Below are 22,238 nucleotides of genomic sequence, written 5' to 3' on the forward strand. Positions count from 1 at the left end.
GACGGGGAGGGCGCCCGCAGCCGGCGCCACCCCTGTCCCCGATCGCTATCCGGCCAGCGCCGGCACGAACATCGCCTGCAGTTGCCGGCAGGCCAGCGACGGGCGGACCGGCCGGATCATCCATAGCCGGCTCAGCGTGTCGTTCCCCGCCAGGGGGCGATAGACCAGGCTGTCGAGGTGGATCACGCTCAGCGACCGGGCGAGGAAGGTGATCCCGAAACCGGCGGAAACCAGGCCCAGCAGCGTGGCGATGCCGCCGCTTTCCTGGATCACGCGCGGCTCGAAGCCGGCGGCGCGGCACATGCGGATCAGCTGCTCGTTGAACCCCGCGCCCAGCCGCCGTTCGTAGAGCACGAAGGATTCCTCGGCGAGGTCGGCCACCGCCACGGTGGCGCGATCGGCCAGCGGATGATCGCGCCGCATCGCCACCACCATCTCCTCCTCCAGCATCAATGTCGCCATCAGCCCGTGCGAAAGCTCGGGCGGCTCCGGGCTGCGGACGAAGCCCATGTCGAGGTCGCCCTCCGCCAGCGCTTCCAGCTGCGCCTCCAGCGACAATTCGCGCAGGTCGAGCCGGATCGCCGGATAGGCCTGGCGGAAACGGAAGAGCGCGCTGGCGACCGCCGGCACGAAAAGCACGGAGCTGAGCAGGCCGAGCGCCAGCTCGCCGATCTCGCCGCGCGCGGCGCGGCGGGCCACCTCGGCGGCATGGTCCGCCTGCTGCAGCGCCTTGCGCGCTTCGGGAAGGAATATCTCGCCCGCCTCCGTCAGCCGCACGCGGCGGCTGGTGCGTTCGAACAGGGCCACGCCCAGCTCGTCCTCGAGCGCGCGGATCTGCTGGCTCAACGGGGGCTGGGATATGCCGAGCTGGGTTGCCGCGCGGCCGAAATGCAGTTCCTCCGCCACGCGGACGAAATAGCGGAGATGGCGGAGGTCCAATTCATTCGCCTTTGATATCAATCATGCCGAATTTGATATTAGACGCGAAAATTGCAATGGTGCATCGCGTCATCGGATGCGTGACCGCCTTGGGGAGGCGGCGACCAGCCCTGTTGGTTCAACGGTTTAGACCCGTTCGACAGTGAAGCGCGCCCATGATCCGTCCGCCCAATCGGGCTCAAAGCAGGTGCAGGGCGCGCCGTTCGCGGCGTTCGTCCGTTCGGAGAAACTGGATGATAGGCATTGTCCGGGTCGCGCTGGGAAGGCCGCTGACGTTCATCGTCATGGCGCTCCTGATAGCGATCATCGGCATCCTCGCGGCGCTGCGCACGCCCGTGGATATCTTTCCGAACATCCGCGTGCCGGTGATCGCGGTCGCCTGGCAATATGCCGGCCTTTCGCCGGACGAGATGTCCGGCCGCATCATCACGCCCTATGAGCGCGTGCTGACGACCACGGTGAACGATATCGAGCATATCGAAAGCCAGTCGATGCAGGGCATCGGCATCGTGAAGATCTTCTTCCAGCCGGGGGCGGACATCCGCACCGCGACCGCGCAGGTCACCTCCATCTCGCAGACGGTGCTGCGCCAGATGCCGCCGGGCATCACGCCGCCGCTGATCCTGAACTACAACGCCTCCACCGTGCCGATCATCCAGCTCGCCATGTCGGGCAAGGGGATGAGCGAGCAGCAGCTGTTCGACCTCGCGCAGAACCAGATCCGCCCGCAGATCGTGACCGTGCCGGGCGCCGCCATGCCGTTCCCGTCGGGCGGCAAGCAGCGCCAGGTGCAGGTCGATATCGATCCGCAGGCGCTTCAGTCCAAGGGCCTTTCCGCGCAGGACGTGGGCAATGCCATCGCCGCGCAGAACCAGATCAACCCCGCCGGCTTCGTGAAGATCGGCAGCTATCAATATGCGGTGAAGCTCAACAACGCGCCGGGCACGATCGAGGAGCTCAACAACCTGCCGGTGAAGGTGGTGAACGGCGCCACCGTCTATATGCGCGACGTCGCCTATGTGCGCGACGGCAATTCGCCGCAGACCAACGTCGTCCATGTCGAAGGCCGGCGCTCGGTGCTGATGACGGTGCTGAAGAACGGCGCCACCTCCACGCTCGCCATCGTCCAGGGCGTGAAGGATCGGCTTCCCGCCATCGCGGCCGGCCTGCCCGATACGCTGAAGATCCAGCCGATCGGCGATCAGTCCCTGTTCGTGAAGGCGGCGGTTTCGGGCGTGGTGAAGGAAGGCGCGATCGCGGCCGCGCTTACCTCGCTGATGATCCTGCTGTTCCTGGGATCGTGGCGTTCGACCGTCATCATCGCCATCTCGATCCCGCTGGCGGTGCTGGCGGCGGTGGCCCTGCTTTCCGCCACGGGGCAGACGCTCAACGTGATGACGCTGGGCGGGCTGGCGCTCGCCGTCGGCATCCTCGTCGACGACGCGACCGTGACGATCGAGAATATCAACTGGCACTTGGAACAGGGCAAGGGCGTGATCCAGGCGATCCTGGACGGCGCCGCCCAGATCGTGACGCCCGCCTTCGTCTCGCTGCTGTGCATCTGCATCGTCTTCGTGCCGATGTTCTTCCTGCCGGGCGTCGCGGGCTTCCTGTTCGTGCCGATGGCGCTCGCCGTGGTGTTCGCGATGATCGCGTCCTTCATCCTCTCGCGCACGCTGGTGCCGACGATGGCGATGTATCTGCTGAAGCCGCACGCGCCCGGCGAGGATACGCATGCCGCCGGTTCTCCGACCTCGCGCAATCCGCTGGTCCGCTTCCAGCGCGGGTTCGAGGCGCGGTTCGAAAAGGTCCGCGCCGGCTATGGCGGGCTGCTGGAACGGGCGATGCGTTCGCGCAAGCCCTTCATGATCGGCTTCATGGCGGTGGTCCTGCTGTCCGGCCTGCTGCTGCCGTTCCTGGGCAGCAACTTCTTCCCCAGCGTGGATTCGGGCCAGATCATGATCCACGTCCGCGCGCCCGTGGGATCGCGGATCGAGGACAGCGCCGCCCAGTTCGAGCGGATCCAGCACCGCATCCGCCAACTGATCCCGGCTTCGGAGCTGCGCTCCGTGGTCGACAATATCGGCCTGCCGGTCAGCGCCATCAACACCGTCTACAGCAATTCGGGAACGATCGGCCCGCAGGACGGCGACATATTGATCGCGCTGGAGGAGCATCATCGCCCCACCGAACAGCATGTGGCGACGCTGCGGCGCGAACTCGCCCGCAGCTTCCCGGGCACGACCTTCGCCTTCCTGCCGGCGGACATCACCAGCCAGATCCTGAACTTCGGCGCGCCGGCGCCGATCGATATCCAGGTCACGGGCCGCAACCAGGCGGACAATGCCGCTTATGCCGCCAGGCTGCTGCGGGCGATCCGCACCATTCCGGGGCTGGCCGATGCGCGCATCCAGCAATCGGCGCGCTATCCGCAGCTCAACGTCGATGTCGATCGCACGCGGATCGGCCAATATGGCCTGACGGAGCGCGACGTGACGACCAGCCTGGCAAGCTCGCTCGCCGGCACGTCGCAGACGGCCCCGGTCTTCTTCCTGAACCCGGAAAACGGCGTCTCCTACGCCGTCGTCGCCCAGACGCCGGAATATCGGGTGGGATCGATCGCCGATCTCCAGAGCATCCCCGTCACCGGCCCGAACGCCACGGTGCCGCAGACCCTGGGCGGCATCGCCACGGTGCGGCGTTCGAACACGACGCCGGTGGTCAGCCACTACAACATCCAGCCGATGGTCAACATCTTCGCCGCCCCGCAGGGCCGCGATCTGGGCGCCGTCGCCGCCGATGTGGAGCGTGCGATCCAGAAGCTGGAGAAGGAAAAGCCCCAGGGCGTCACGGTCACGATCCGCGGCCAATATGCCACGATGAACGCGGCCTTCTCCGGCCTCGGCTTCGGCCTCGTCGGCGCGATCCTGCTGATCTACCTGCTGATCGTCGTCAACTTCCAGAGCTGGCTCGACCCCTTCGTCATCATCATGGCGCTGCCGGGCGCGCTGGCCGGCATCATCTGGACCCTGTTCGCCACCGGCACCACGCTTTCGGTGCCGGCGCTCACCGGCGCGATCATGTGCATGGGCGTGGCGACGGCGAACTCGATCCTGGTGGTGAGCTTCGCGCGCGAGCGGCTGGCGGAGCTGGGCGATTCCACCGCCGCCGCGATGGAGGCGGGCCTCGTCCGCTTCCGCCCCGTGCTGATGACGGCGCTGGCCATGATCATCGGCATGCTGCCGATGGCGCTGGGCCTGGGCGAGGGGGGCGAGCAGAACGCCCCGCTCGGCCGCGCGGTGATCGGCGGTCTCGTCGTCGCCACCATCGCCACATTGTTCTTCGTCCCCACTGTCTTCAGTTTCGTCCACCGGCATGGCCGCGTGCAGGACCGGTCCAAGGAGCTAGAACCCGCGCATGTCTGAGGAAATCGAGAGCCGGAAGCTGAAGCGCGTCGGTATCGGCGCGGCCGTCGCGGCGCTGGCCGTGGTCGCCATCGGCATCTCCGCGCGCACCATCACGGATAGCCGCCTGAAGGAGGTGGCCGCCGAGGCCGCGATCCCTTCCGTCGATGTCGTGCGCCCCACGCCGTCGGGAGACGGCACCGGGGTGGTGCTGCCGGGCAGCATCCAGGCCTTCAACAGCGCGGCGATCTATGCCCGCACCAACGGCTATGTCCGCCGCTGGACGGCCGATATCGGCGATAATGTCGCCGCCGGGCAGACCTTGGCGATCCTCGACGCGCCGGAGGTCGATCAGCAGCTCGCGCAGGCCGAGGCCGATTATCAGACGGCGCTGGCCAACCAGGCGCTTGCCCGCACCACCTCCACCCGCTGGGCGGCGCTGGTCGGGCAGGATGCGGTGTCGCGGCAGGAGGCGGACGAGAAGGCCGGCGATTATGCCGCCAAGACGGCGCTCGCCAACGCCGCGCGCGCCAATGTGAACCGCCTGCGCGCATTGCAGGGCTTCACCCGGCTGACGGCGCCGTTCGCCGGCATCGTCAGCAGCCGGTCCGCCCAGATCGGCGCGCTGGTGGTGTCGGGCAACGCCGCCGCCCAGCCATTGTTCACCGTTTCCGACGTGCATCGCATGCGCGTCTATGTCCGCGTGCCGCAGGGGCTTTCGGCGCAGATCAGGCCGGGCATGCACGCGTCGATGACGTTGCCCGAATATCCGGGCCGCACCTTCGACGCGGTTCTCCAGCGCACCGCCGATGCGGTGGATACGCAATCGGGCACCGTCCTTGTCGAACTTCAGGCCGACAATCCCGATCGCGCGCTGAAGCCCGGCGCCTATGCGCAGGTCAGCTTCCCGGTCCGCGCGATCGCCGGCAGCTTCCGCCTGCCCGCCAGCACGCTGATCTTCGGCGAAAAGGGGCCGACGGTCGCGATCGTCGATGCGTCGAACAAGGTCACCATCCGGCCCGTCGTCGTCGGCCGCGACGAAGGGCGCGAGGTGGAGGTGACGTCCGGCCTCGCCGGAACGGAGCGCATCATCGATACGCCGCCCGATGCCGTGCAGAACGGCGATCATGTCCGCGTCAATGCAGAGGCCGCGCCGGGGAAGGATGCCGGCAAGGCCAAGGCGCCGGCCAAGGCGGATGCGCGCCGTGGCTGATCGCGTGGCGGCGCTCGCCGCGCTGGCGCTGCTCGGCGGCTGCTCGCTCGCGCCGGATTATGAACGGCCGGCCACCGTGGCCCCGGTCGCCTATAAGGAACTGCCCGCCGGCTGGACCGAGGCCAGCCCGCAGGATGCGGCGCCGCGCGGCGATTGGTGGGCGGTCTTCGGCGATCCGGTGCTCGATGGATTGCAGGGCCGGTTGAACGAGGCCAGCCCCACGCTGGCGGCGGCCGTCGCGCGCTACGATCAGGCGCAGGCGGCGGCGCGGGCGGCGGGCGCGGATCGCTTTCCCGAACTCAGCGTCGGCGGCGATGCCTCGCGCCAGCGCGTCTCCGCGCGCCGTCCGCTCGCCAGCGACAAGGCGATCTACAACGATTTTTCGGTCGGCGCGGCGCTCGATTACGAGCTCGATCTCTGGGGCCGCGTGCGCAACTCCGTGCGCGCGGGCAAGGCGGATGCGGAGGCGAGCGCCGCCGATCTCGCCTCGGCGCGGCTCAGCCTCCAGGCGGCGCTGGCGGACGCCTATTTCCGCCTGCGCGGGCTCGATGCCGAAGCCGCGTTGCTCAAGGATACGGTCGAGGCTTTCGGCCGCGCCCTGGAGCTGACGAATACGCGCCACGATGGCGGCATCGCCTCGGGGCTCGACGTCAGCCGCGCGCGCACGGTCCTCTCCGATGCCAGGGCGCAGATATCCGCCATCGCCAACGAACGGGCGGCGACCGAGCATGAGATCGCCGCGCTGGTCGGCGAAGTGGCCTCCGGCTTCTCCATCGCGCCCGCCGATCCCCCGCGCGAGCCGCCGGCCATCGCATCCGGCGCGCCGTCCGATCTGTTGCAGCGCCGGCCCGATATCGCCGCGGCCGAACGGCGCGTCGCCGCCGCCAATGCGCGGATCGGCGTGGCGCGCGCGGCGCTGTTCCCGTCGATCACGCTGGGCGCCGGCGCCGGGTTCGAGGCCGCGCACGGCTCGCTGCTCAGCTCGCCGGCCAGCTATTGGGCGCTGGGGCCGCTGTCCGCCGTGCTGTCCATCTTCGATGGCGGCCGCCGCAGGGCAGAGGTGCGGATCAGCCGCGCCCAATATGATGAGGTCGCCGCCGATTACCGGGCCACGGTTCTGGCCGCCTTCCGCGAGGTGGAGGATGGGCTGGCGGCCGTGCGGACGCTCGCCACCCAGGCCGGGGATCAGCAGGCGGCCGCCGTGGCGGCGGCCCGCACGCGCGATCTGGCGCTGATCCGCTATCGCGAGGGCGCATCCGATTATCTGGAGGTGGTGACGGCGCAGACGGCGGCGCTCGATGCCGAACGCGCGGCGATTTCCGTGCAGACCCTGCGGATGCGGGCGGCCGTGGCGGTGGTTCGCGCCACCGGCGGCGGCTATCCGGCCTGAATGGCGATTGGTCCTAAGCCCGTTCCGGGCCTTACCGAAGTTTCATGTGCCCGCCACGCCCCGGCGGGATGATGGCTGGCACATAGGGGGCATCACCCGGCCCGGCTCGATCGGACAATGGGCCTGGGTGGATGTTGGAGTTGCCCCCATGCAGATTACCAAGCGTCTCCTTGCCGCGCCGCTGCTGGCCGGATTTGCCGTCGCGATCATCGCCGGCCCGGCCAGCGCCGCAACCACTGCCACCGCCGCGAAGCCTGCCGCCGCCGCCAAAACCGTGCAGCACAAGGCCGCCAAGCCCGCAGCCAAGGCGAATGCCGCGAAACCGAAGAAGGCGAACTGAATCGCGGACGGCGGGTCCGCGCTGCCAGCGATCGTCGCGCCGATCCGCCCCGCCTCCGGCCCCGAATTTCCCCCTTGTCCTGGGGCCGGATATGCCCGGTCGACGTCCTCTTGCCCAGAACCAGCGTCGACCGGGCCTTTTTCCTTACTCCACGTGGATGGCCGTGTAGGGGATCTGGATATAATCCAGCACGCTGCCCGCCGCGCGACCCACGCGCGATTGCGGTGACTTGAAGAAAAGCTCCTTCAAATTGAGGCCCACGCCGAAGAATATCCTGCGCCTCGGGTCCTCGCCCTTGGCCTTGTCCTTGGCGGTGAAGCCCGAGGCGTGATAGCCGACATGCAGCTCCACGAAGCGCCAGGGCGTCTCGCGGAACTGATCGAAGCCCGCCAGCGTCAGCGCCAGCATGAAGCGCTGCTGCTCGTAATGCTCCTTGCCCTTGAAGGTGTAGATGTCCGAATTGGGCATCAGCAGCAGGCGGAAATCCAGCTTGTCCTTCAATCCCGGAACGGTGTTGCGCAGCACCGAAAAGGCCGCGCCGCCAGTGTTGAACAGCACGTCCTGGATGGAAAATCCGCTGCTCACCTTATGCGCGTCATATAGCTCGCTATAGATCATCAGGCCCGATGCCAGCACGGCGGCAGTCAGCGCCCCGCTGGATCGATCGCCGCTCTTCCGCCCTATCCGGGCATTGAGCAGCTCCGCCAGCAGGTAGGAATTATAGGCGTGGGTCAGCTTGTCGACGCCCAGGTTGGTGGTCGATTTGCCGAACCAGCCTTCGTCCTGGAAGTGGAAGGACGTGGTTTCATGGGTGACGGCGATCTGGGTGATCGTCATGTAGGCGGCGATGCCCGCGACTTCCCATTTCACCGCGCCCACCTGCTCGCCGAAGCTGTCGTAGCGGCTGTTCCGCACCGGCGCGGCCGATTCCCCGGAAGGGGTGGGGCCATAGACCGCCACCGGTTGCGGGGGCGGCGCATCCCCCGCCGGCTGGCCGTCGCCGCCGGCAAGCGGGGCCGGCCCCTCCAGCCTGTAGTCGATGTCGACGATATCTTCGGCCTGCGCCGGGGTGGGGCAGGCGAATGCCGCCAACCCCAGCAACAGGATATCGGAAGGCAGGCGGTTGGCGCGACTTTTCAACCGGGCATCCAGCCAGCGTCTCGTTTGCGCCAAACACCCCTCCGATTCATTGCTGCAAACCACTGAACATATGGCCGCTTTGTTTGATCCGTGGAATGATCGGCGGCTCATGCGGTGCCTTCCGTGCGGCGATATGTTCAGCCGGGGAGACGAATCTCCACCTCGAAGCCGCCGGCCAATCCGTCCGGGTCGCTTTCCAGCCGTATTTCCCCCCCGTGCAGGCGCGCGACGGCCGAGACCAGCGACAGCCCCAGTCCGGCGCCACCGATATGACGGGCGGGGTCGAGCCGGCCGAACCGGCGGAGCGCCTCCGCGCGATGTTCCGGCGGGATGCCGGGGCCGCTGTCCGCCACGCCGATCGCGATGCCGTCCGGCGTGCGTCGCGCGCGCAGCCGGATGGGGCCGGGCCGCGCATATTTCATCGCATTGTCGACGAGGTTGGCAAGTGCCTGTCCCAGCAATTCCCGATGGGCGCGGATCGCCATGTCGCCCTGGGCATCCCATTCCAGCCTGAAGCCATGATCCTCGGCCACGGGGCCGTAGACCTCCGCGATATCCGAAAGCATCGCCGCGACGTCGACATCGGTGAAGCGGTCCCGGCCGATGCCGGCCTCGGCCCGGCTGATCTGCAGCGCCGTGCCCAGCATCGCCAGCAGCGTTTCGGCCTCGTTGGCCACGGATTGCAGCGCCGTCGCCTGCGTGTCGTCGCCGGTCTCCGCGATCGCGCGTTCCAGGCCGGCCTTCAGGCGGGTCAGCGGCGATCGCAGGTCGTGCGCCAGCCCGTCCGTCACGATCCGCAATTCGGTGACGAGCGTTTCGATCCGGTCGAGCATGGCGTTGATGCCGGCGGCCAGCGTCTCGAACGCATCGCCTGATCCGTCGAGCGGGATGCGCCGCGAAAGATCCCCCGTCCGCACCGCCTGCACGGTCGTGGCGATGCGAGCGATCCGCCCGTCGACCACCCGCGCGGCTAGCATCGCCCCCAGCAGCGCGATGGGAAGGGCCAGCAGCAGCACGCTGGCCATCGCCTCCTCCACCGTGGCCCGCAACTGCAGGCTTCCCTCCACGACATGGCCGGCCAGCAGCAGCGATCCGTCCGCCATCCGCGATGCGGATACGATCATCCGTTCCGGCCGGTCCGAATCGACGCGATAGAGTGTTATCGCCCGCCATTCCCCATCCGGCTTCACCCCCGGCGGCCATGCGCCCAGGTTGCCGGCCAGCTCCCGGCCCCCGCCATCGGCCACCAGCACCACCACGTCATCCCCCGGCGAACGGGCGATGCGGGCCTGCGCGCGTGCCTTCAGGGCAGGCAGCCCGCCTTCGTCGAAGCTGGCGGCAAGATCGCCGCGCAGCTCATCGGCGATATCCACGGATAGCTGGCGCAGCTCGCCCGCCGCGATATGCTGGACGGCCAGCAGCAGCAGCACCGAAGAACCGATCTGGAGTGCGAATACCAGCGCGACGAAGCGTATGGTGGAGGATCGCAGGAAGTTGCGCGGCCGCACCCCTCAGCCGTCCGCGCCCAGGCGATAGCCGGCGCCCCGCACCGTATGCAGCAGCGGACGATCGAATCCCTCGTCGATCTTCTTGCGCAGCCGGCTGATATGCACGTCGATCACGTTGGTGCCCGGATCGAAATGATAATCCCACACGCCTTCCAGCAGCATGGTGCGCGTCACCACCTGGCCGCGATGGCGCAGCATATATTCCAGCAGGCGGAACTCGCGCGGCTGCAGGTCGATGCCGGTTCCGCCGCGCCGCACCTTGCGGGACAGGAGGTCCATTTCCAGATCGTCGCAGGCGAGCCGCGTTTCGGGCGCGGTTCCGCTTCCGCGCCGGCGCAGCAGCAGGTTCAGGCGGGCGTGCAGCTCGGCGAAGGCGAAGGGTTTGGTGAGATAGTCGTCCGATCCCGCCGTCAGCCCCGCGACCCTGTCGTCCACCGATGCCAGCGCGGAAAGGATCAGCACCGGCGTCTCGATGCCGGCGGCGCGCATCGCGCCCAGCACCGCCATGCCGTCCATGCCCGGCAGCATGCGATCGAGGATGATGGCGTCGTAACGGCCGTCGGTGGCGTGGAACAGGCCGTCGCGGCCATTATCCGCCTGGTCGACGGTGAAGCCGGCCTCCACCAGCCCCTTCACGATATAGGATGCGGCCGCCTGATCGTCTTCAATGACGAGGATCTTGTGTGTCACCGCAGCCATGCCCCAGTCGAACCAGCCTGATATCGTAGAATTGCATACCACGACGCATACGCAACGATACTATTCCCGGAAATTGCGCGCCGGCCATGCGCGTCAGGGCGCTGAGCGTCTCGACATGCCGGCCGTCGATGCTTTCCACCAGATCGCCCACGCGCACCCCCATCCGCTGGGCCTGCCCGCCGGAACGCAGGCTGGTGACGGCCAGGGCGTGGAGGGCGGCGATCGGCTCCAGCGTCAGGCCCGGCAGCGGCGCGGCGGCGGCATAAGGCTGCGCGTCGTCCTGGCAGGCGCCGGCGGCAGGTGCCGTCATCCAGTGGCCGATCAATGCCGCCGCCGCGAGGGCGAGCATCGCCGCCGCAGCCACGATGATCAGCCGATCCCGTATCGGGCCTGATAAGGAGGAGCCAAGCATGCCCGCCACGCTAGCCGCCCCCAAATGGCGGCCAGATGATGCGCAAATGACAGATCGGTCATGTGACGGCCGGCAGGCTCGCGCCCTAACCCAGGGGCGCCGCCGGCAAATTCGCAACCCTACCTGTTCGCTCCGTTCGGTTGCCCTCCGCGCCTGCTTTTTCCTCCCCTCCCTTTCAGGGAGGAGAGGAAGGTCCGCAATGTCATCGCACGCTGACAGGCAGGATTTCGGCCGAATCTCCGGAAAGCTGCCGGTCAGGCATCAGCAAGTTGAACGTGGGAAATGCGGCGGCTTTCAATGATGGCTCTCGAAGGAAGCGGACGGCAATCTGAGCCTACTCCCGCTTTCGCGGGAGAGGGTTGGGTGAGGGGCTTCTTCCTTCAACCATCTGAAACAGGAAGAAGACCCTCATCCACCCACCGCCTGCTGCGGCATAGCGGCCTTCTCCCGCGAACGCGGGAGAAGGCCGCTATGCCGGAACCTCCCAACTGTCCGCCCCCAGCAAACAGGGTCTGTCACGGCCATTCAGGGCGCAGGCGTGAAGTGGCCCAATCTAAAGCCAGCCTGCCGCGCGATAGCTCTGGGCGGTTGCCTTCAGGCCTGCCGGCGTTTCCACCAGCGGCCGCCAGATCGTTGCCGGCGGGCGGGCGTGGGGGCCGCACACCCAATCGGGGTGGCAGAAATAGCGCACGCGATCGGGTGTCAGCTTGGCGGCCTTGCCGCGCACGAGGCCGTCGGCCAAGGCGCCGAGGCGCAGCAGGGAGGCGGGCAGGGCGATAGTCCTTACCGGACGGCCCACCGCATTCCCCAGCGCCAGCGCGAAATCGCGATGGCTCCAGCCGCCGGCCACGCCGTCATCCGGTTCATATATATGGCCCGCGGCCTCGGGCGCGTCGACCAGATCGAAGAGAAGGCGGGCAAGGTCGCTCGCCTCGATCACCGAAAGGCAGCCGGCGGGGGGCAGCGCGACGAAGCCCCTGGCCGCCATCCTGAACATTTCCAGCATCTCGCGATCGCCGGGGCCATAGACGGCCGGCGGGCGGACGATCGTCCATGCCAGTGCGGAGGCGGCGACCGGCTTTTCCGATTCGGCCTTGGACCAGCCATAATCGGACAGGTCCGGTTCCCGCGCGGCGAGGGAGGAGACATGGATGAAGCGCGCCGCGCCCGCCGCTTGCGCGGCCGCCAGCATCGCTTCGGTTCCCGCGATATTGCCGGCGGCGAAGGCGGCCCGATCGGGCGCGTTGATGACGCCGGCGATGTGGATCACCGCGCGGGCGCCGTCGCAAAGTCGCGCGAGCGCGTCGCGGTCGCCCAGCGTGCCGGCCACCCATTCCACGCCGGGCGCGGGCGGTTGCGCCCTGCGGGTCAGCGCCCGCACGGCCACGCTCCGTTCGGCCGCGATCCGCAGCACGTGCCCGCCGACGAAGCCGGTGCCGCCGGTGATGGCGATCGGCGCCCTCGCGTCGCTCATAGCAGGACCATATGGGTGCGATGGACCAAAGCGGCGCGCGGCGCGTAGCCGAGCAGTGCCTCCAGCGCGTCCGATCGGCGGCCGACGATGCGGGCCGCGTCGGTGGCGTCATATTCGGCAAGGCCGCGTGCGACGGGGGCGGAATCCGGGCCGATAATGTCCACCACGTCGCCGCGTTCGAACCGGCCTTCCACGGAAACGGCGCCCGCCGGCAGCAGGCTGCGGCCGTTGCCGAGCGCTTCGGCCGCGCCGGCATCGACGTGGATGGAGCCCCTGGCCGTCAGGCGGCCGGCCAGCCAGGCCTTGCGGGCCGATGCGCCGCGCTCCGCGACGAAGACGGTGCCGCGCCCGCCCGCCGCGAAGGCGGAGAGGGGGCGTTCCACCTTGCCCGATATGATCGCCAGATGCGCGCCGGCGCTCATCGCGATCCGGGCGGCCTCCAGCTTGGATATCATGCCGCCGGAACCCATGCCCGAAGCCGATCCGCCATCCGCCATCGCCCGGATGCGCGCGTCGATGCGCGTCACCTCGGCCACCAGCTCGGCATCGGCGTGGCGGTGGGGATTGGCGGTATAGAGCCCGTCGATATCCGAAAGCAGGATCACGCCGCGCGCGGCCGCCGCCTGGCCGATCCGCGCCGCAAGCCGGTCATTGTCGCCGAACCGGATCTCCTCGGTCGCCACCGAATCATTCTCGTTGATGACGGGCACCACGCCCAGCGCCATCAGCCGGTCGAGCGTGGCGGATGCGTTGAGGTAACGGCGGCGATCTTCCAGATCGTCCAGCGTCACCAGCATCTGCGCCGCCGTGAGGCCCCGTTCGCCGAGCAGCTCGGCCCAGCAGTGCGAAAGCGCGATCTGGCCCGTTGCCGCGGCTGCCTGCGCGTCCTCCAGGCTGGCGCGCCCGCCCTTGGGAAGCCCCAGCCGCCGCGCGCCGAGCGCGATCGCGCCGGATGATACCACCGCCACGCGCTGCCCGGCGGCGATCCTGTCGGCGATGTCGGCCACGACGCCCGCCATCCACGGCCGCCGCACTTCGCCGGACGGATCGACCAGCAGGGCCGATCCGATCTTCACCACCAGCCGGGGGCACGCATCGGGCGCGAAGCGCGCGGCCGCGCCCGTCAGATCGGCGACCATTCGGATGCTTCTCCCCCGTCCTCGCCGGCGGGGCTAGCCTCCTCCAGCGGGCCGATCGCCTCGACCAGCCGGTCCAGCACCGCCTCCACGCCGGTTCCGGCCGCGCCCGAAAGCAGCAGCACGTCCTCCCCGTCCGCCGCCTTCTCCAGCTTCTTGCGGAGCTTCGTCAGCGTCTTTTCATCGACCGCGTCGATCTTGTTCAGCGCCAGCACCTGCGGCTTGTCCGCAAGGCCGGCGCCATAGGCGTCCAGCTCCTCGCGGACGATGTGATAGGCCTCCACCGGGTCCTCGCCGCTGGCGTCGATCAGGTGCAGCAGCACGCGGCAGCGTTCGATATGGCCCAGGAAGCGATCGCCGATGCCCGCGCCGTCGGCCGCGCCCTCGATCAGGCCGGGAATGTCGGCGATCACGAATTCGCGGGCGTGGCGGGTGACGACGCCGAGCTGCGGGCGCACGGTGGTGAAGGGATAATCCCCCACCTTGGCCTTGGCGTTGGTCACGGCGTTGATGAAGGTGGACTTGCCGGCATTGGGCAGGCCGACCAGGCCGGCATCGGCCAGCAGCTTCAGCCGCAGCCACACCCAGGCTTCCTCATAGGGCCAGCCGGTGCCGTGCTGGCGCGGCGCGCGGTTGGTGGAGGTCTTGTAGCTGGCGTTGCCGCGCCCGCCGTCGCCGCCGCGCAGGAACACGTGGCGCTGGCCGGGGGCGGTGAAGTCCAGCAGCACCGTCTCCTTGTCCTCGGAAAGCACCTGCGTTCCCACCGGCACCTTGATGACGAGGTCCTCGCCGCCCGCGCCCGTGCGATTCGATCCGGCGCCGCCCTTGCCGCGGGGCGCGCGGAAATGCTGGGTGTAGCGGAAGTCGATCAGCGTGTTCAGGCCGGCCACCGCTTCGAACACGATATCGCCGCCCTTGCCGCCGTTTCCGCCGTCGGGGCCGCCATATTCGATGAACTTCTCGCGCCGGAAGCTCACGGCACCGGGGCCGCCGGCGCCTGAGCGGACGTAGATCTTGGCTTGGTCAAGGAAATGCATGGTCGCGCATATAGCGAATAAGCGGAAAACGTCACCCCGGCTGAGTCGTTTCCTTGTCCTTGCCGGCGAAGGAGAGGATCTGGGCCAGCGCCATTTCGCGCGCCGTGCCGCGCGGCAGGCCCAGCGCCTCGGCCATGGCCTCCCCCATCAGGGCGTCGCCGAGCGCCGAAAGCGTGAGCGCAAGCGTTATGGCGTGGACGGGGCGGTCCTCATGCGGGCCGAGTTCGTCCACCAGCCGGTGGATGGCGCCGACGATCGGGTCCAGCGCGGCGCGATCCCCGGAGAGGATCATCCAGGATGCGAGCGCGCCGGCCCCTTCCTTGTCGAAGGCGTCGAAGGTGAGGTCCACGATCTCGCGCGGGTCCGCCTCGCCGGCGCGGGCGCGCAGCACCACGGCGCCGATCTGCGCCGTTATCCGGTCCGCCATGCTGGCGGCCAGCGCCTGCTGCAGCCCGGCGGCCGATCCGAAATGATGCAGCAGATTGGCGTGGGTGCGGCCGATCCTGGCGCCCACCGCTTTCAGCGTCACCGCCTGGGGGCCTTGTTCGATCAGCAGCAGGCGGGCCGCCTCCAGCGCGGCAAGGCGGCTGTCTTCGGCGCTCAATCTGGGTCGTATTATTGACATTGATGTTAGTAGCCTTATCCTGCACCCGGATCAGGGAGGCGCGGATGACCAGAACGCCGACGGACCTTACCATCACCCCCCGCGACCGCCGCTTCGGTCGCGGTCTCTCCATGGATCGCTGGTGGCTGGCCGGCGATCCGGTTGCAACCGCATTCTACAATTGCCTTTCGGCCACCTTTCCCAAGGGGGAGGGTTTCTTCATCGATAGCGTGCGCCAGTTCCGCGAAGGGACACCGCCCCGGCTGGCCGGCGAAATCGCCGCCTTCACCAGGCAGGAGGTGATGCACACGCGCGAGCATGTCGCCTTCAACCGCCGCGTCGCCGATGCCGGCTACGATGTGACCCGGCTGGAGGCGGCGGTGGATCGCCGGCTGGCGCTGGTCCGTTCCAAGCCGCCGATCGCCAGCCTTGCCGCGACGATGGCGCTGGAACATTTCACCGCGATCCTGGCGCATGAGCTGCTCGCCGATCCGCGCCACCTGGCCGGGGCCGATCCCGATGCCGCGGCGATGTGGCGCTGGCACGCGATGGAGGAGATCGAGCATAAGGGTGTCGCCTACGATACCTGGCTGCATGCGACGCGCAACTGGCCCCGCTTCAGGCGCTGGTCGGTGAAGGCTAAGGTGATGATGCTCGTCACCCGCAACTTCACGGTCGATCGCACGCGCGGCATGATCGATCTGCTGCGTCAGGACGGGCTGTCCGGCCCGCGCATCTGGGCGCGGATGTTCTGGTTCGCCTTCGTCCGGCCCGGCATGATGCGGCGCATCTTCGCGTCCTGGCTCGCTTTCTTCCTGCCCGGCTTCCATCCGTGGAGGCATGATGATCGCGCGCTGATCGATCGCGGCGAATCGAAAGCGGGGGCAGGGGACGCCGTTCTGGCGAGCTGATCCATCCCGGAAGCCGGCATGGCCGGCGCATGAAAAAGGGGCGGGCGACTCAGGTCGCGCGCCCCTTTCTTCCGGGCATCTGGATCAGGCGGCAAGCGCCGGGTTGGAGCTTTCGCCCTCGGCGCCGGCCTCGCGGACGAACCGCGCGCAGGCGACCTCGCGCCGCCGGGCGACGCTGCGGCGCATGAACACCTCGCCTGTCGGCCGGAATCCCAGCTTGTAGAGGACGTTGCGGGATGCCGGATTGTCCAGGAAGTGGCTGGCCGTCAGGCGCGGGATGCGCAGGGTGTGATCGGCGGTGGCGACCACGGCGCGTGCCGCCTCGGTCGCGAAGCCGAGTCCCCAATAAGGCCGCGCGATCCAGTAGCCGAGCTCGATCGTGCCGGTCTCGTCGCCATGATCTTCCCGGGCCAGGCCGATCCCGCCGATCAGGCGCGGCGTGCCATGGGTGCGCGCGAAGATCAGATAATCGGGCAGGGCCGCGTCGCGGGCGGCGCCCACGAAGCTCCGCGCATCCTCCAGCCGGTAGGGCCAGGGCGCCTTGGCGAGGTTGCGGACGACGGTCTCGTCGCCGATCGCCGCGTGCAGCGCATCGGCATCCTCATCCCAGGCTGGCCGCAACAGCAGCCGTTCGGTACGTGCAAACATAGAGAAGCCTCTCCCTCGGCTTGTGCAACGCCTCTGCCCGCAAAGGGTTACAAGGCGACGACAGTTTTCTGAGGGAGACAGCAAAAAGGGAGGCGGTGCGACCCGTCTCCCTCACGGTCCGTCTACAGGACCTTCCGGGTCGCCCACTGGACGACCCGAAAACCGGTTCGTCCGATTATTCGGCGGCCTGCGCCACCGCGTCCACGCTTACGTATTTCCGGCCAAGCTTGCCTTCGTGGAAGGCCACGCGGCCGTCGACGAGCGCGAAAAGGGTGTGATCCTTGCCCATGCCGACATTGCGGCCGGGATAGACCTTCGTCCCGCGCTGGCGGATGATAATGTTGCCGCCGACCACTTCCTGGCCGCCGAACTTCTTCACGCCGAGACGACGGCCAGCCGAATCGCGACCGTTGCGCGAGGAGCCGCCTGCTTTCTTATGTGCCATTTTCTCTTACTCCTTCCGCTGGGGCTCAGGCTTCGGCAGCCGCGGGCGCTTCGGCCTCGGCCTTCTTCGACGCCTTCTTGGCCTTGGGCTGCTCGCCACCGATCGACAGGATCTTCAGGATCGTGTGCTGCTGGCGGTGGCCGTTGCGGCGGCGATAATTGTGGCGGCGGCGCTTCTTGAACACGATCACCTTTTCGCCCTTAGCCTGGGCGATGATCTCGGCCGCGACGGTCAGGCCGTTCACGTCCTTCAGTTCCGAACCTTCGCCGGCGAGCAGCACGTCGCTGAGCTGCACGGTCGAGCCCGCGTCACCCGCGATCTTCTCGACGACGATCTTGTCTCCTGCGGCAACGCGATACTGCTTGCCGCCCGTGCGCACGATAGCGAACATGGCCCTCATCACTTTTCAAAAGCTGGACCCGCGCATAGATAAAGGCTGCGGCCTAAACCCCCGCACGGGAAGGCCGCGCTGCTACTTGAACCCCGGCGCGCTGTCAACTTCCTAGCGTCGCGAATGCAGCGCCGGATCGAGCAAAATGTGCGCCGATCGGTGTTTGACTGCCGGAATCCCGTCGTTAAGGGAAGGGTTCATGAGCCTGAATCCATTCGAACGCGGCGGGAATCCGCTCCGGAACCCCCATCGTGGCTGATGCCGATCCCAAGCGGGATATCCTCCACGATACCAGGCCCGGTCCGGCCGATTCGGGCGTATCGCGGGCGCGGCGCTCCTGGAAGCGGGCGGCGCTGATCGGCACCGGCCTGTTCGCGGTCGCCGTCGGCTATGGCTATGCCACCTTCGATGCCGACAAGTGGGTTCCCGAACGCGCCGTTCGCCCGGTCTCTCCGGGGCGGATCGCGATCAAGCCGGGCGTGCCCACCGCCGGCCCGCACCTAGTGGATTATAAGCGCCTGGATGAGCGGCTGACCCGGCTGGTGGGTGAGGACGATATGGTCGGCCTCGCCATCGCCGTGGTCGAGAAGGGCCAGATCAGCTTCGTGAAGGGCTATGGCGTCACCCAGGCGGGCGGGGACGACAGGGTGACGACCGGCACCGTCTTCCGCTGGGCCTCGCTCTCCAAGGGCGTCGCCGCCACCCTCGTCGCCAAGCTGGCGGAGGAGGGCAGGCTTTCGCTGGCCGATCCGATCTCGCGCTGGGCACCCTCGCTGAAGCTGCCGGGCAACGGGCAGGATGTGGTGGCGGTCGCCGATCTGCTCGCCCACCGCACCGGCATCGTCCACAATGCCTATGACGACAAGCTGGAGGCGGGCGAGGACCCGCATCAGATCCGCACCGAGCTTGGCGCGCTGCAGGCCTATTGCAAGCCGGGCACCTGCCATACCTATCAGAATGTCGCCTATGACGCGGCGAGCGAGGCGGTCGTCAATGCGACCAAGCGGCCTTATGCCGAAATGGTGGCGCGCAAGCTGTTCGTGCCGCTGGGCATGACCAGCGCGACGGTGACGCGCGCCGGCCTGGAAGCCTCGCCAAGCTGGGCGCGGCCGCATGTCGGCCACCGCACGCTCAAGGTGTCGGACGCTTATTATCATGTGCCGGCGGCCGGCGGGGTCAATTCCTCCATCTTCGATCTGGGCTTGTGGCTGCGCGCGCAGATGGGCGGCGAGCCGCAGGTGCTCGATCCTGCGCTGATCCAGGTGATCCACGAGCCGCGCGTGGATGTGGAGCGCCGCCACGCCCGCTCGCGCTACGATCGCGACGTGACTGACCAGCGCTACGCCATGGGCTGGCGCGACATGAAATATGCCGGCCACCATATCGTCGGCCATCGCGGCGCGGTGGCGGGCTATCGCTCGCTCGTCTTCTTCGATCCCGAAACGAAGAACGGCGTGGCGATGCTCTGGAACTCGCAGAGCGGCAAGCCGCTGGGCGTCCAGAACGAGGTGTTCGACGCCTTTTACGGCCGCCCCTTCGAGGACTGGCTGGAACTGGACAAGAAGCGCAAGCAGGGACGCTGATATAAAGTCTGCGCGGCCGGCCGCTTGAAAATGGCGGGGGAGGGCATAAAGCGGGGGCATTATGAACGCACCTCGCACCCTCTATGAGAAGATCTGGGACGCGCACGTCGTGGAACGCCGCGACGATGGCACCTGCCTGATCTTCATCGACCGCCATCTGGTTCACGAAGTCACCAGCCCGCAGGCTTTCGAAGGCCTTCGCGTGGCGGGGCGCAGGGTGCGGCGGCCGGATCTTACGCTTGCGGTGCCGGATCATAACCTGCCGACCACGCCGCGCGTGGATGCGGCGGGCCACCGCCTGCCCATCGCGGATGCGGAATCGGCGCAGCAGCTTGCCGCGCTGGAACGCAACGCGCCGGAATTCGGCATCCGCTATATCGATGCCACTGCGCCGGAACAGGGCATCGTCCATGTCGTCGGGCCGGAACAGGGCTTCTCGCTGCCCGGCGCCACCATCGTCTGCGGCGACAGCCATACCTCCTGCCATGGCGGGCTGGGCGCGCTGGCCTTCGGCATCGGCACGTCGGAGGTGGAGCATGTGCTCGCCACCCAGACGCTGCTGCTGTCGCCGTCGAAGACGATGGAGGTCCGCGTCGATGGCACGCTGGGCTTCGGCGTCAGCCCCAAGGATGTGGTGCTGGCGATCATCGGCCGCATCGGCGCTGCGGGCGGCACCGGCCATGTCATCGAATATACCGGCAGCGTGTTCCGCGACATGTCCGTCGAAGGGCGGCTCACCGTCTCCAACATGTCGATCGAAGGCGGCGCGCGTGCCGGCCTGGTCGCGCCGGACGAGACGACCTTCGCCTATCTGAAGGGCCGGCCGATGGCGCCCGCCGGGCAGGATTGGGATGCGGCCGTCGCCTGGTGGCGCACGCTCGCCACCGATCCCGGCGCGCGTTACGACAAGGTGGTGGTGCTGGATGCGGCGGATATCGCCCCCAGCCTCACCTGGGGCACCAGCCCCGAGGATGTCGTGCCGATCACCGGCGTCGTGCCCGATCCGGAAAGCTTCGCCGATCCGTCCAAGCAGGAAGCCGCGCGCAAGTCGCTCGCTTATATGGGCCTCACGCCCGGCACCCGCATGCAGGACGTGGCGGTGGAGAATATCTTCATCGGTTCCTGCACCAACAGCCGGATCGAGGATCTGCGCGCCGCCGCCGCCGTCGCCCGCGGGCGACGCGTGGCATCCAATGTCCGCCAGGCGCTGATCGTGCCGGGATCGGGGCTGGTGAAGCGGCAGGCCGAGGCCGAGGGGCTCGACCGCATCTTCATCGAGGCCGGCTTCCAGTGGCGGGAACCGGGCTGCTCGATGTGCCTGGCGATGAACCCGGACAAGGTGCCGTCGGGCGAACGCTGCGCGTCCACCAGCAACCGCAACTTCGTCGGCCGGCAGGGGCCGGGCGCGCGCACCCATCTGCTTTCGCCCGCCATGGCGGCGGCGGCGGCGGTCACCGGCCGGCTCACCGACGTGCGCGATCTCGTCGGAGGATCGGCTTGAGGCTGCGGGCGGCCCTGGCGGCGGGCCTCGCGCTCGTCGCGGCCGCTCCCGCCCCGTCCGCGCCGCCCGCCCCCGCAGCCGGCGTCAAGCTCTGGCGGCTCGATTGCGGGCGGGTGAAGAACGCGGATCTGGACATGTTCGCAGACAGCTATGCCCTTGCCGGCAAGCGCAAGGACATGGTGATAAGCTGCTACCTGATCCGTCACGGCCAGGATTATATGCTGTGGGATGCCGGCTTCGGCGCGGAGCTGGCGGGGCGGGAGGAGGAACCCGTGCCCGGCGTCCGCGTCAGCCTGGCCCGCACCCTGGTCGATCAGCTCGGCGATATCGGCGTCCGGCCGCAGGACGTGTCGATCCTCGGCATCAGCCACATGCATTATGATCACGCCAGCCAGGCGGCCAGCTTCCCGAAGGCGAAGCTGCTGATCGGCGCGGCGGACCTGGCCGAGCTCCAGTCCGGCACCCGCAATCCGCTGGTCGATGCCGCCCGGCTCGATCCGTGGCTCAAGGGCGGCGCCCCCAGCGAGGGCGTGGTGGGCGACAAGGACGTGTTCGGCGACGGCAGCGTCGTCATGCTCGCCTTGCCCGGCCACACCAATGGCCATCACGGCCTCCTGGTCCGGCTTTCCAACAAGAGGCCAGTGCTGATCACCGGCGATCTCTACCATGTCTCTGACCAGATACCCGTCCACGGCGTCGCGCGCTTCAACATGGATCGGGTGGCCACGCTTTCCAGCCAGCAGCGCTTCGACGCGATCGTCGCCGCGCTGAAGCCCACCGTCATCATCGAACATGAGCCGGCCGACGTCGCCCGGCTCCCCGCATTTCCGGAGGCCGCAGACTGATGGACCCCATCACCACCGTCGAGGGCCGGGCCTATCCGCTCGGCCGCAAGAACGTCGATACCGACGTCATCATCCCGGCGCATTATCTGAAGACGATCACGCGCGCGGGCCTGGGCCGGGGCGCGTTCGAGACGATCCGTGCCGAACCGGGCAACGTCTTCGACGATCCGGACTATGCCGGCGCGCCGATCCTGATCGCCGGCGACAATTTCGGCTGCGGCTCCAGCCGCGAGCATGCCGCCTGGGCGCTCGGCGACATGGGCGTGAAGGCGGTGATCGCGCCCAGCTTCTCGGATATCTTCTCCGGCAACGCCTTCAAGAACGGCATCGTCACCGTCGTCCTGCCGCAGGAAGCGGTGGACCGGCTGCTGGAGGTGGCGAAGGATCACCCCATCACGGTCGACCTCGAAAGCCGCACCGTGACGACACCGTTCCAGGACCGCTTCGTCTTCGAGATCGACCCCTTTCGCCGCGACTGCCTGATGCAGGGGCTGGACGAGATCGGCCTCACGCTGGCGCGGGACGCAGCGATTTCCGCTTATGAGGCGAGGATCGCGGGCGAGCGGCCCTGGCTGGCCGCCAAGGCCGGCTGATCGCCGGAACAGGCGAAAAACAGAA

General features: G+C 68.3%; 21 protein-coding genes. 9 read left to right on the plus strand and 12 right to left on the minus strand.

Going from position 1 to position 22,238, the window contains the following annotated elements; genetic code table 11:
* Nucleotides 1-45: 45 nt before the first annotated feature.
* Nucleotides 46-939: a LysR substrate-binding domain-containing protein gene (locus CV103_RS18330; protein ID WP_015460131.1), complete on the minus strand. Its 894-nt coding sequence runs from the start codon at nt 937-939 to the stop codon at nt 46-48.
* Nucleotides 940-1,172: 233 nt separating this feature from the next.
* On the opposite strand from CV103_RS18330, the gene CV103_RS18335 reads away from it, so the two are divergent.
* From CV103_RS18335 to CV103_RS22710, 4 genes are all read left to right on the plus strand, one after another.
* A complete protein-coding gene (locus CV103_RS18335; protein ID WP_107395757.1) occupies nt 1,173-4,364 on the plus strand; it encodes an efflux RND transporter permease subunit in 3,192 nt (1,063 codons plus the stop codon).
* Nucleotides 4,357-5,556: an efflux RND transporter periplasmic adaptor subunit gene (locus tag CV103_RS18340; protein WP_015460133.1), complete on the plus strand. Its 1,200-nt coding sequence runs from the start codon at nt 4,357-4,359 to the stop codon at nt 5,554-5,556. Before CV103_RS18335 ends, CV103_RS18340 begins: the two co-directional genes overlap by 8 nt.
* Nucleotides 5,540-6,946, plus strand: a complete 1,407-nt coding sequence (locus CV103_RS18345; RefSeq protein ID WP_015460134.1) for an efflux transporter outer membrane subunit — start codon at nt 5,540-5,542, stop codon at nt 6,944-6,946. The genes CV103_RS18340 and CV103_RS18345 overlap by 17 nt, the downstream gene beginning before the upstream one ends.
* Nucleotides 6,947-7,094: 148 nt before the next feature.
* A complete protein-coding gene (locus CV103_RS22710) occupies nt 7,095-7,286 on the plus strand; it encodes a hypothetical protein (protein ID WP_015460135.1) in 192 nt (63 codons plus the stop codon).
* 144 nt (nt 7,287-7,430) lie between these two features.
* Here the strand turns inward: CV103_RS22710 and CV103_RS18355 are convergent, their stop codons facing one another.
* The 8 genes from CV103_RS18355 to CV103_RS18390 form a co-directional block, all read right to left on the minus strand.
* On the minus strand, nt 7,431-8,459 hold the full coding sequence (locus tag CV103_RS18355; RefSeq protein WP_245896943.1) for a YfiM family protein: 1,029 nt from the start codon (nt 8,457-8,459) through the stop codon (nt 7,431-7,433).
* Nucleotides 8,460-8,563: 104 nt separating this feature from the next.
* Nucleotides 8,564-9,934 (minus strand): sensor histidine kinase, encoded by a 1,371-nt coding sequence (locus CV103_RS18360; RefSeq protein WP_107395758.1) that lies wholly within the window; start codon nt 9,932-9,934, stop codon nt 8,564-8,566.
* 3 nt (nt 9,935-9,937) lie between these two features.
* Entirely contained in the window at nt 9,938-10,624 is a 687-nt protein-coding gene (locus CV103_RS18365) for a winged helix-turn-helix domain-containing protein (RefSeq protein ID WP_015460138.1), read from the minus strand.
* A complete protein-coding gene (locus CV103_RS18370; protein WP_146163451.1) occupies nt 10,599-11,054 on the minus strand; it encodes a PDZ domain-containing protein in 456 nt (151 codons plus the stop codon). The genes CV103_RS18365 and CV103_RS18370 overlap by 26 nt, the downstream gene beginning before the upstream one ends.
* 544 nt (nt 11,055-11,598) lie before the next feature.
* Entirely contained in the window at nt 11,599-12,519 is a 921-nt protein-coding gene (locus tag CV103_RS18375; protein ID WP_107395760.1) for an SDR family oxidoreductase, read from the minus strand.
* Complete coding sequence (gene proB, locus CV103_RS18380) at nt 12,516-13,658, minus strand: glutamate 5-kinase (RefSeq protein WP_107395761.1); 1,143 nt, start codon at nt 13,656-13,658, stop codon at nt 12,516-12,518. The genes CV103_RS18375 and proB overlap by 4 nt, the downstream gene beginning before the upstream one ends.
* Nucleotides 13,643-14,692, minus strand: coding sequence for a GTPase ObgE (gene obgE, locus CV103_RS18385; protein WP_070933597.1), 1,050 nt, complete (start codon nt 14,690-14,692; stop codon nt 13,643-13,645). Before obgE ends, proB begins: the two co-directional genes overlap by 16 nt.
* Nucleotides 14,693-14,723: 31 nt before the next feature.
* Nucleotides 14,724-15,317, minus strand: a complete 594-nt coding sequence (locus CV103_RS18390; RefSeq protein ID WP_041864976.1) for a TetR family transcriptional regulator — start codon at nt 15,315-15,317, stop codon at nt 14,724-14,726.
* 44 nt (nt 15,318-15,361) lie between these two features.
* Between CV103_RS18390 and CV103_RS18395 the strand changes: the two genes are divergently transcribed.
* Nucleotides 15,362-16,207, plus strand: a complete 846-nt coding sequence (locus CV103_RS18395) for a metal-dependent hydrolase (protein ID WP_107395762.1) — start codon at nt 15,362-15,364, stop codon at nt 16,205-16,207.
* An 84-nt stretch (nt 16,208-16,291) separates the two neighbouring features.
* Here CV103_RS18395 and CV103_RS18400 read toward each other — a convergent pair whose 3' ends face one another.
* The 3 genes from CV103_RS18400 to rplU all read right to left on the minus strand — a co-directional run bounded on the left by CV103_RS18400 (nt 16,292) and on the right by rplU (nt 17,691).
* Nucleotides 16,292-16,855 (minus strand): GNAT family N-acetyltransferase, encoded by a 564-nt coding sequence (locus CV103_RS18400; RefSeq protein WP_015460146.1) that lies wholly within the window; start codon nt 16,853-16,855, stop codon nt 16,292-16,294.
* A 175-nt stretch (nt 16,856-17,030) separates the two neighbouring features.
* The gene (gene rpmA, locus CV103_RS18405) at nt 17,031-17,300 is read right to left on the minus strand and encodes a 50S ribosomal protein L27 (RefSeq protein ID WP_015460147.1); all 270 of its coding nucleotides are present in this window, start codon (nt 17,298-17,300) and stop codon (nt 17,031-17,033) included.
* 25 nt (nt 17,301-17,325) lie between these two features.
* The gene (gene rplU, locus CV103_RS18410) at nt 17,326-17,691 is read right to left on the minus strand and encodes a 50S ribosomal protein L21 (protein WP_015460148.1); all 366 of its coding nucleotides are present in this window, start codon (nt 17,689-17,691) and stop codon (nt 17,326-17,328) included.
* Nucleotides 17,692-17,942: 251 nt separating this feature from the next.
* Here rplU and CV103_RS18415 point away from each other — a divergent pair, with 251 nt between their 5' ends.
* From CV103_RS18415 to leuD, 4 genes are all read left to right on the plus strand, one after another.
* Nucleotides 17,943-19,274: a serine hydrolase domain-containing protein gene (locus tag CV103_RS18415; protein WP_015460149.1), complete on the plus strand. Its 1,332-nt coding sequence runs from the start codon at nt 17,943-17,945 to the stop codon at nt 19,272-19,274.
* Nucleotides 19,275-19,335: 61 nt separating this feature from the next.
* Nucleotides 19,336-20,775, plus strand: a complete 1,440-nt coding sequence (leuC, locus tag CV103_RS18420; RefSeq protein WP_107395764.1) for a 3-isopropylmalate dehydratase large subunit — start codon at nt 19,336-19,338, stop codon at nt 20,773-20,775.
* Nucleotides 20,772-21,620, plus strand: coding sequence for an N-acyl homoserine lactonase family protein (locus CV103_RS18425; RefSeq protein WP_107395765.1), 849 nt, complete (start codon nt 20,772-20,774; stop codon nt 21,618-21,620). Before leuC ends, CV103_RS18425 begins: the two co-directional genes overlap by 4 nt.
* Nucleotides 21,620-22,213: a 3-isopropylmalate dehydratase small subunit gene (gene leuD, locus CV103_RS18430; RefSeq protein ID WP_107395766.1), complete on the plus strand. Its 594-nt coding sequence runs from the start codon at nt 21,620-21,622 to the stop codon at nt 22,211-22,213. Before CV103_RS18425 ends, leuD begins: the two co-directional genes overlap by 1 nt.
* Nucleotides 22,214-22,238: the final 25 nt, after the last annotated feature.

It is taken from the genome of Edaphosphingomonas fennica (genome assembly GCF_003034225.1).
In the GTDB taxonomy this organism is placed as follows: domain Bacteria; phylum Pseudomonadota; class Alphaproteobacteria; order Sphingomonadales; family Sphingomonadaceae; genus Sphingomonas_E; species Sphingomonas_E fennica.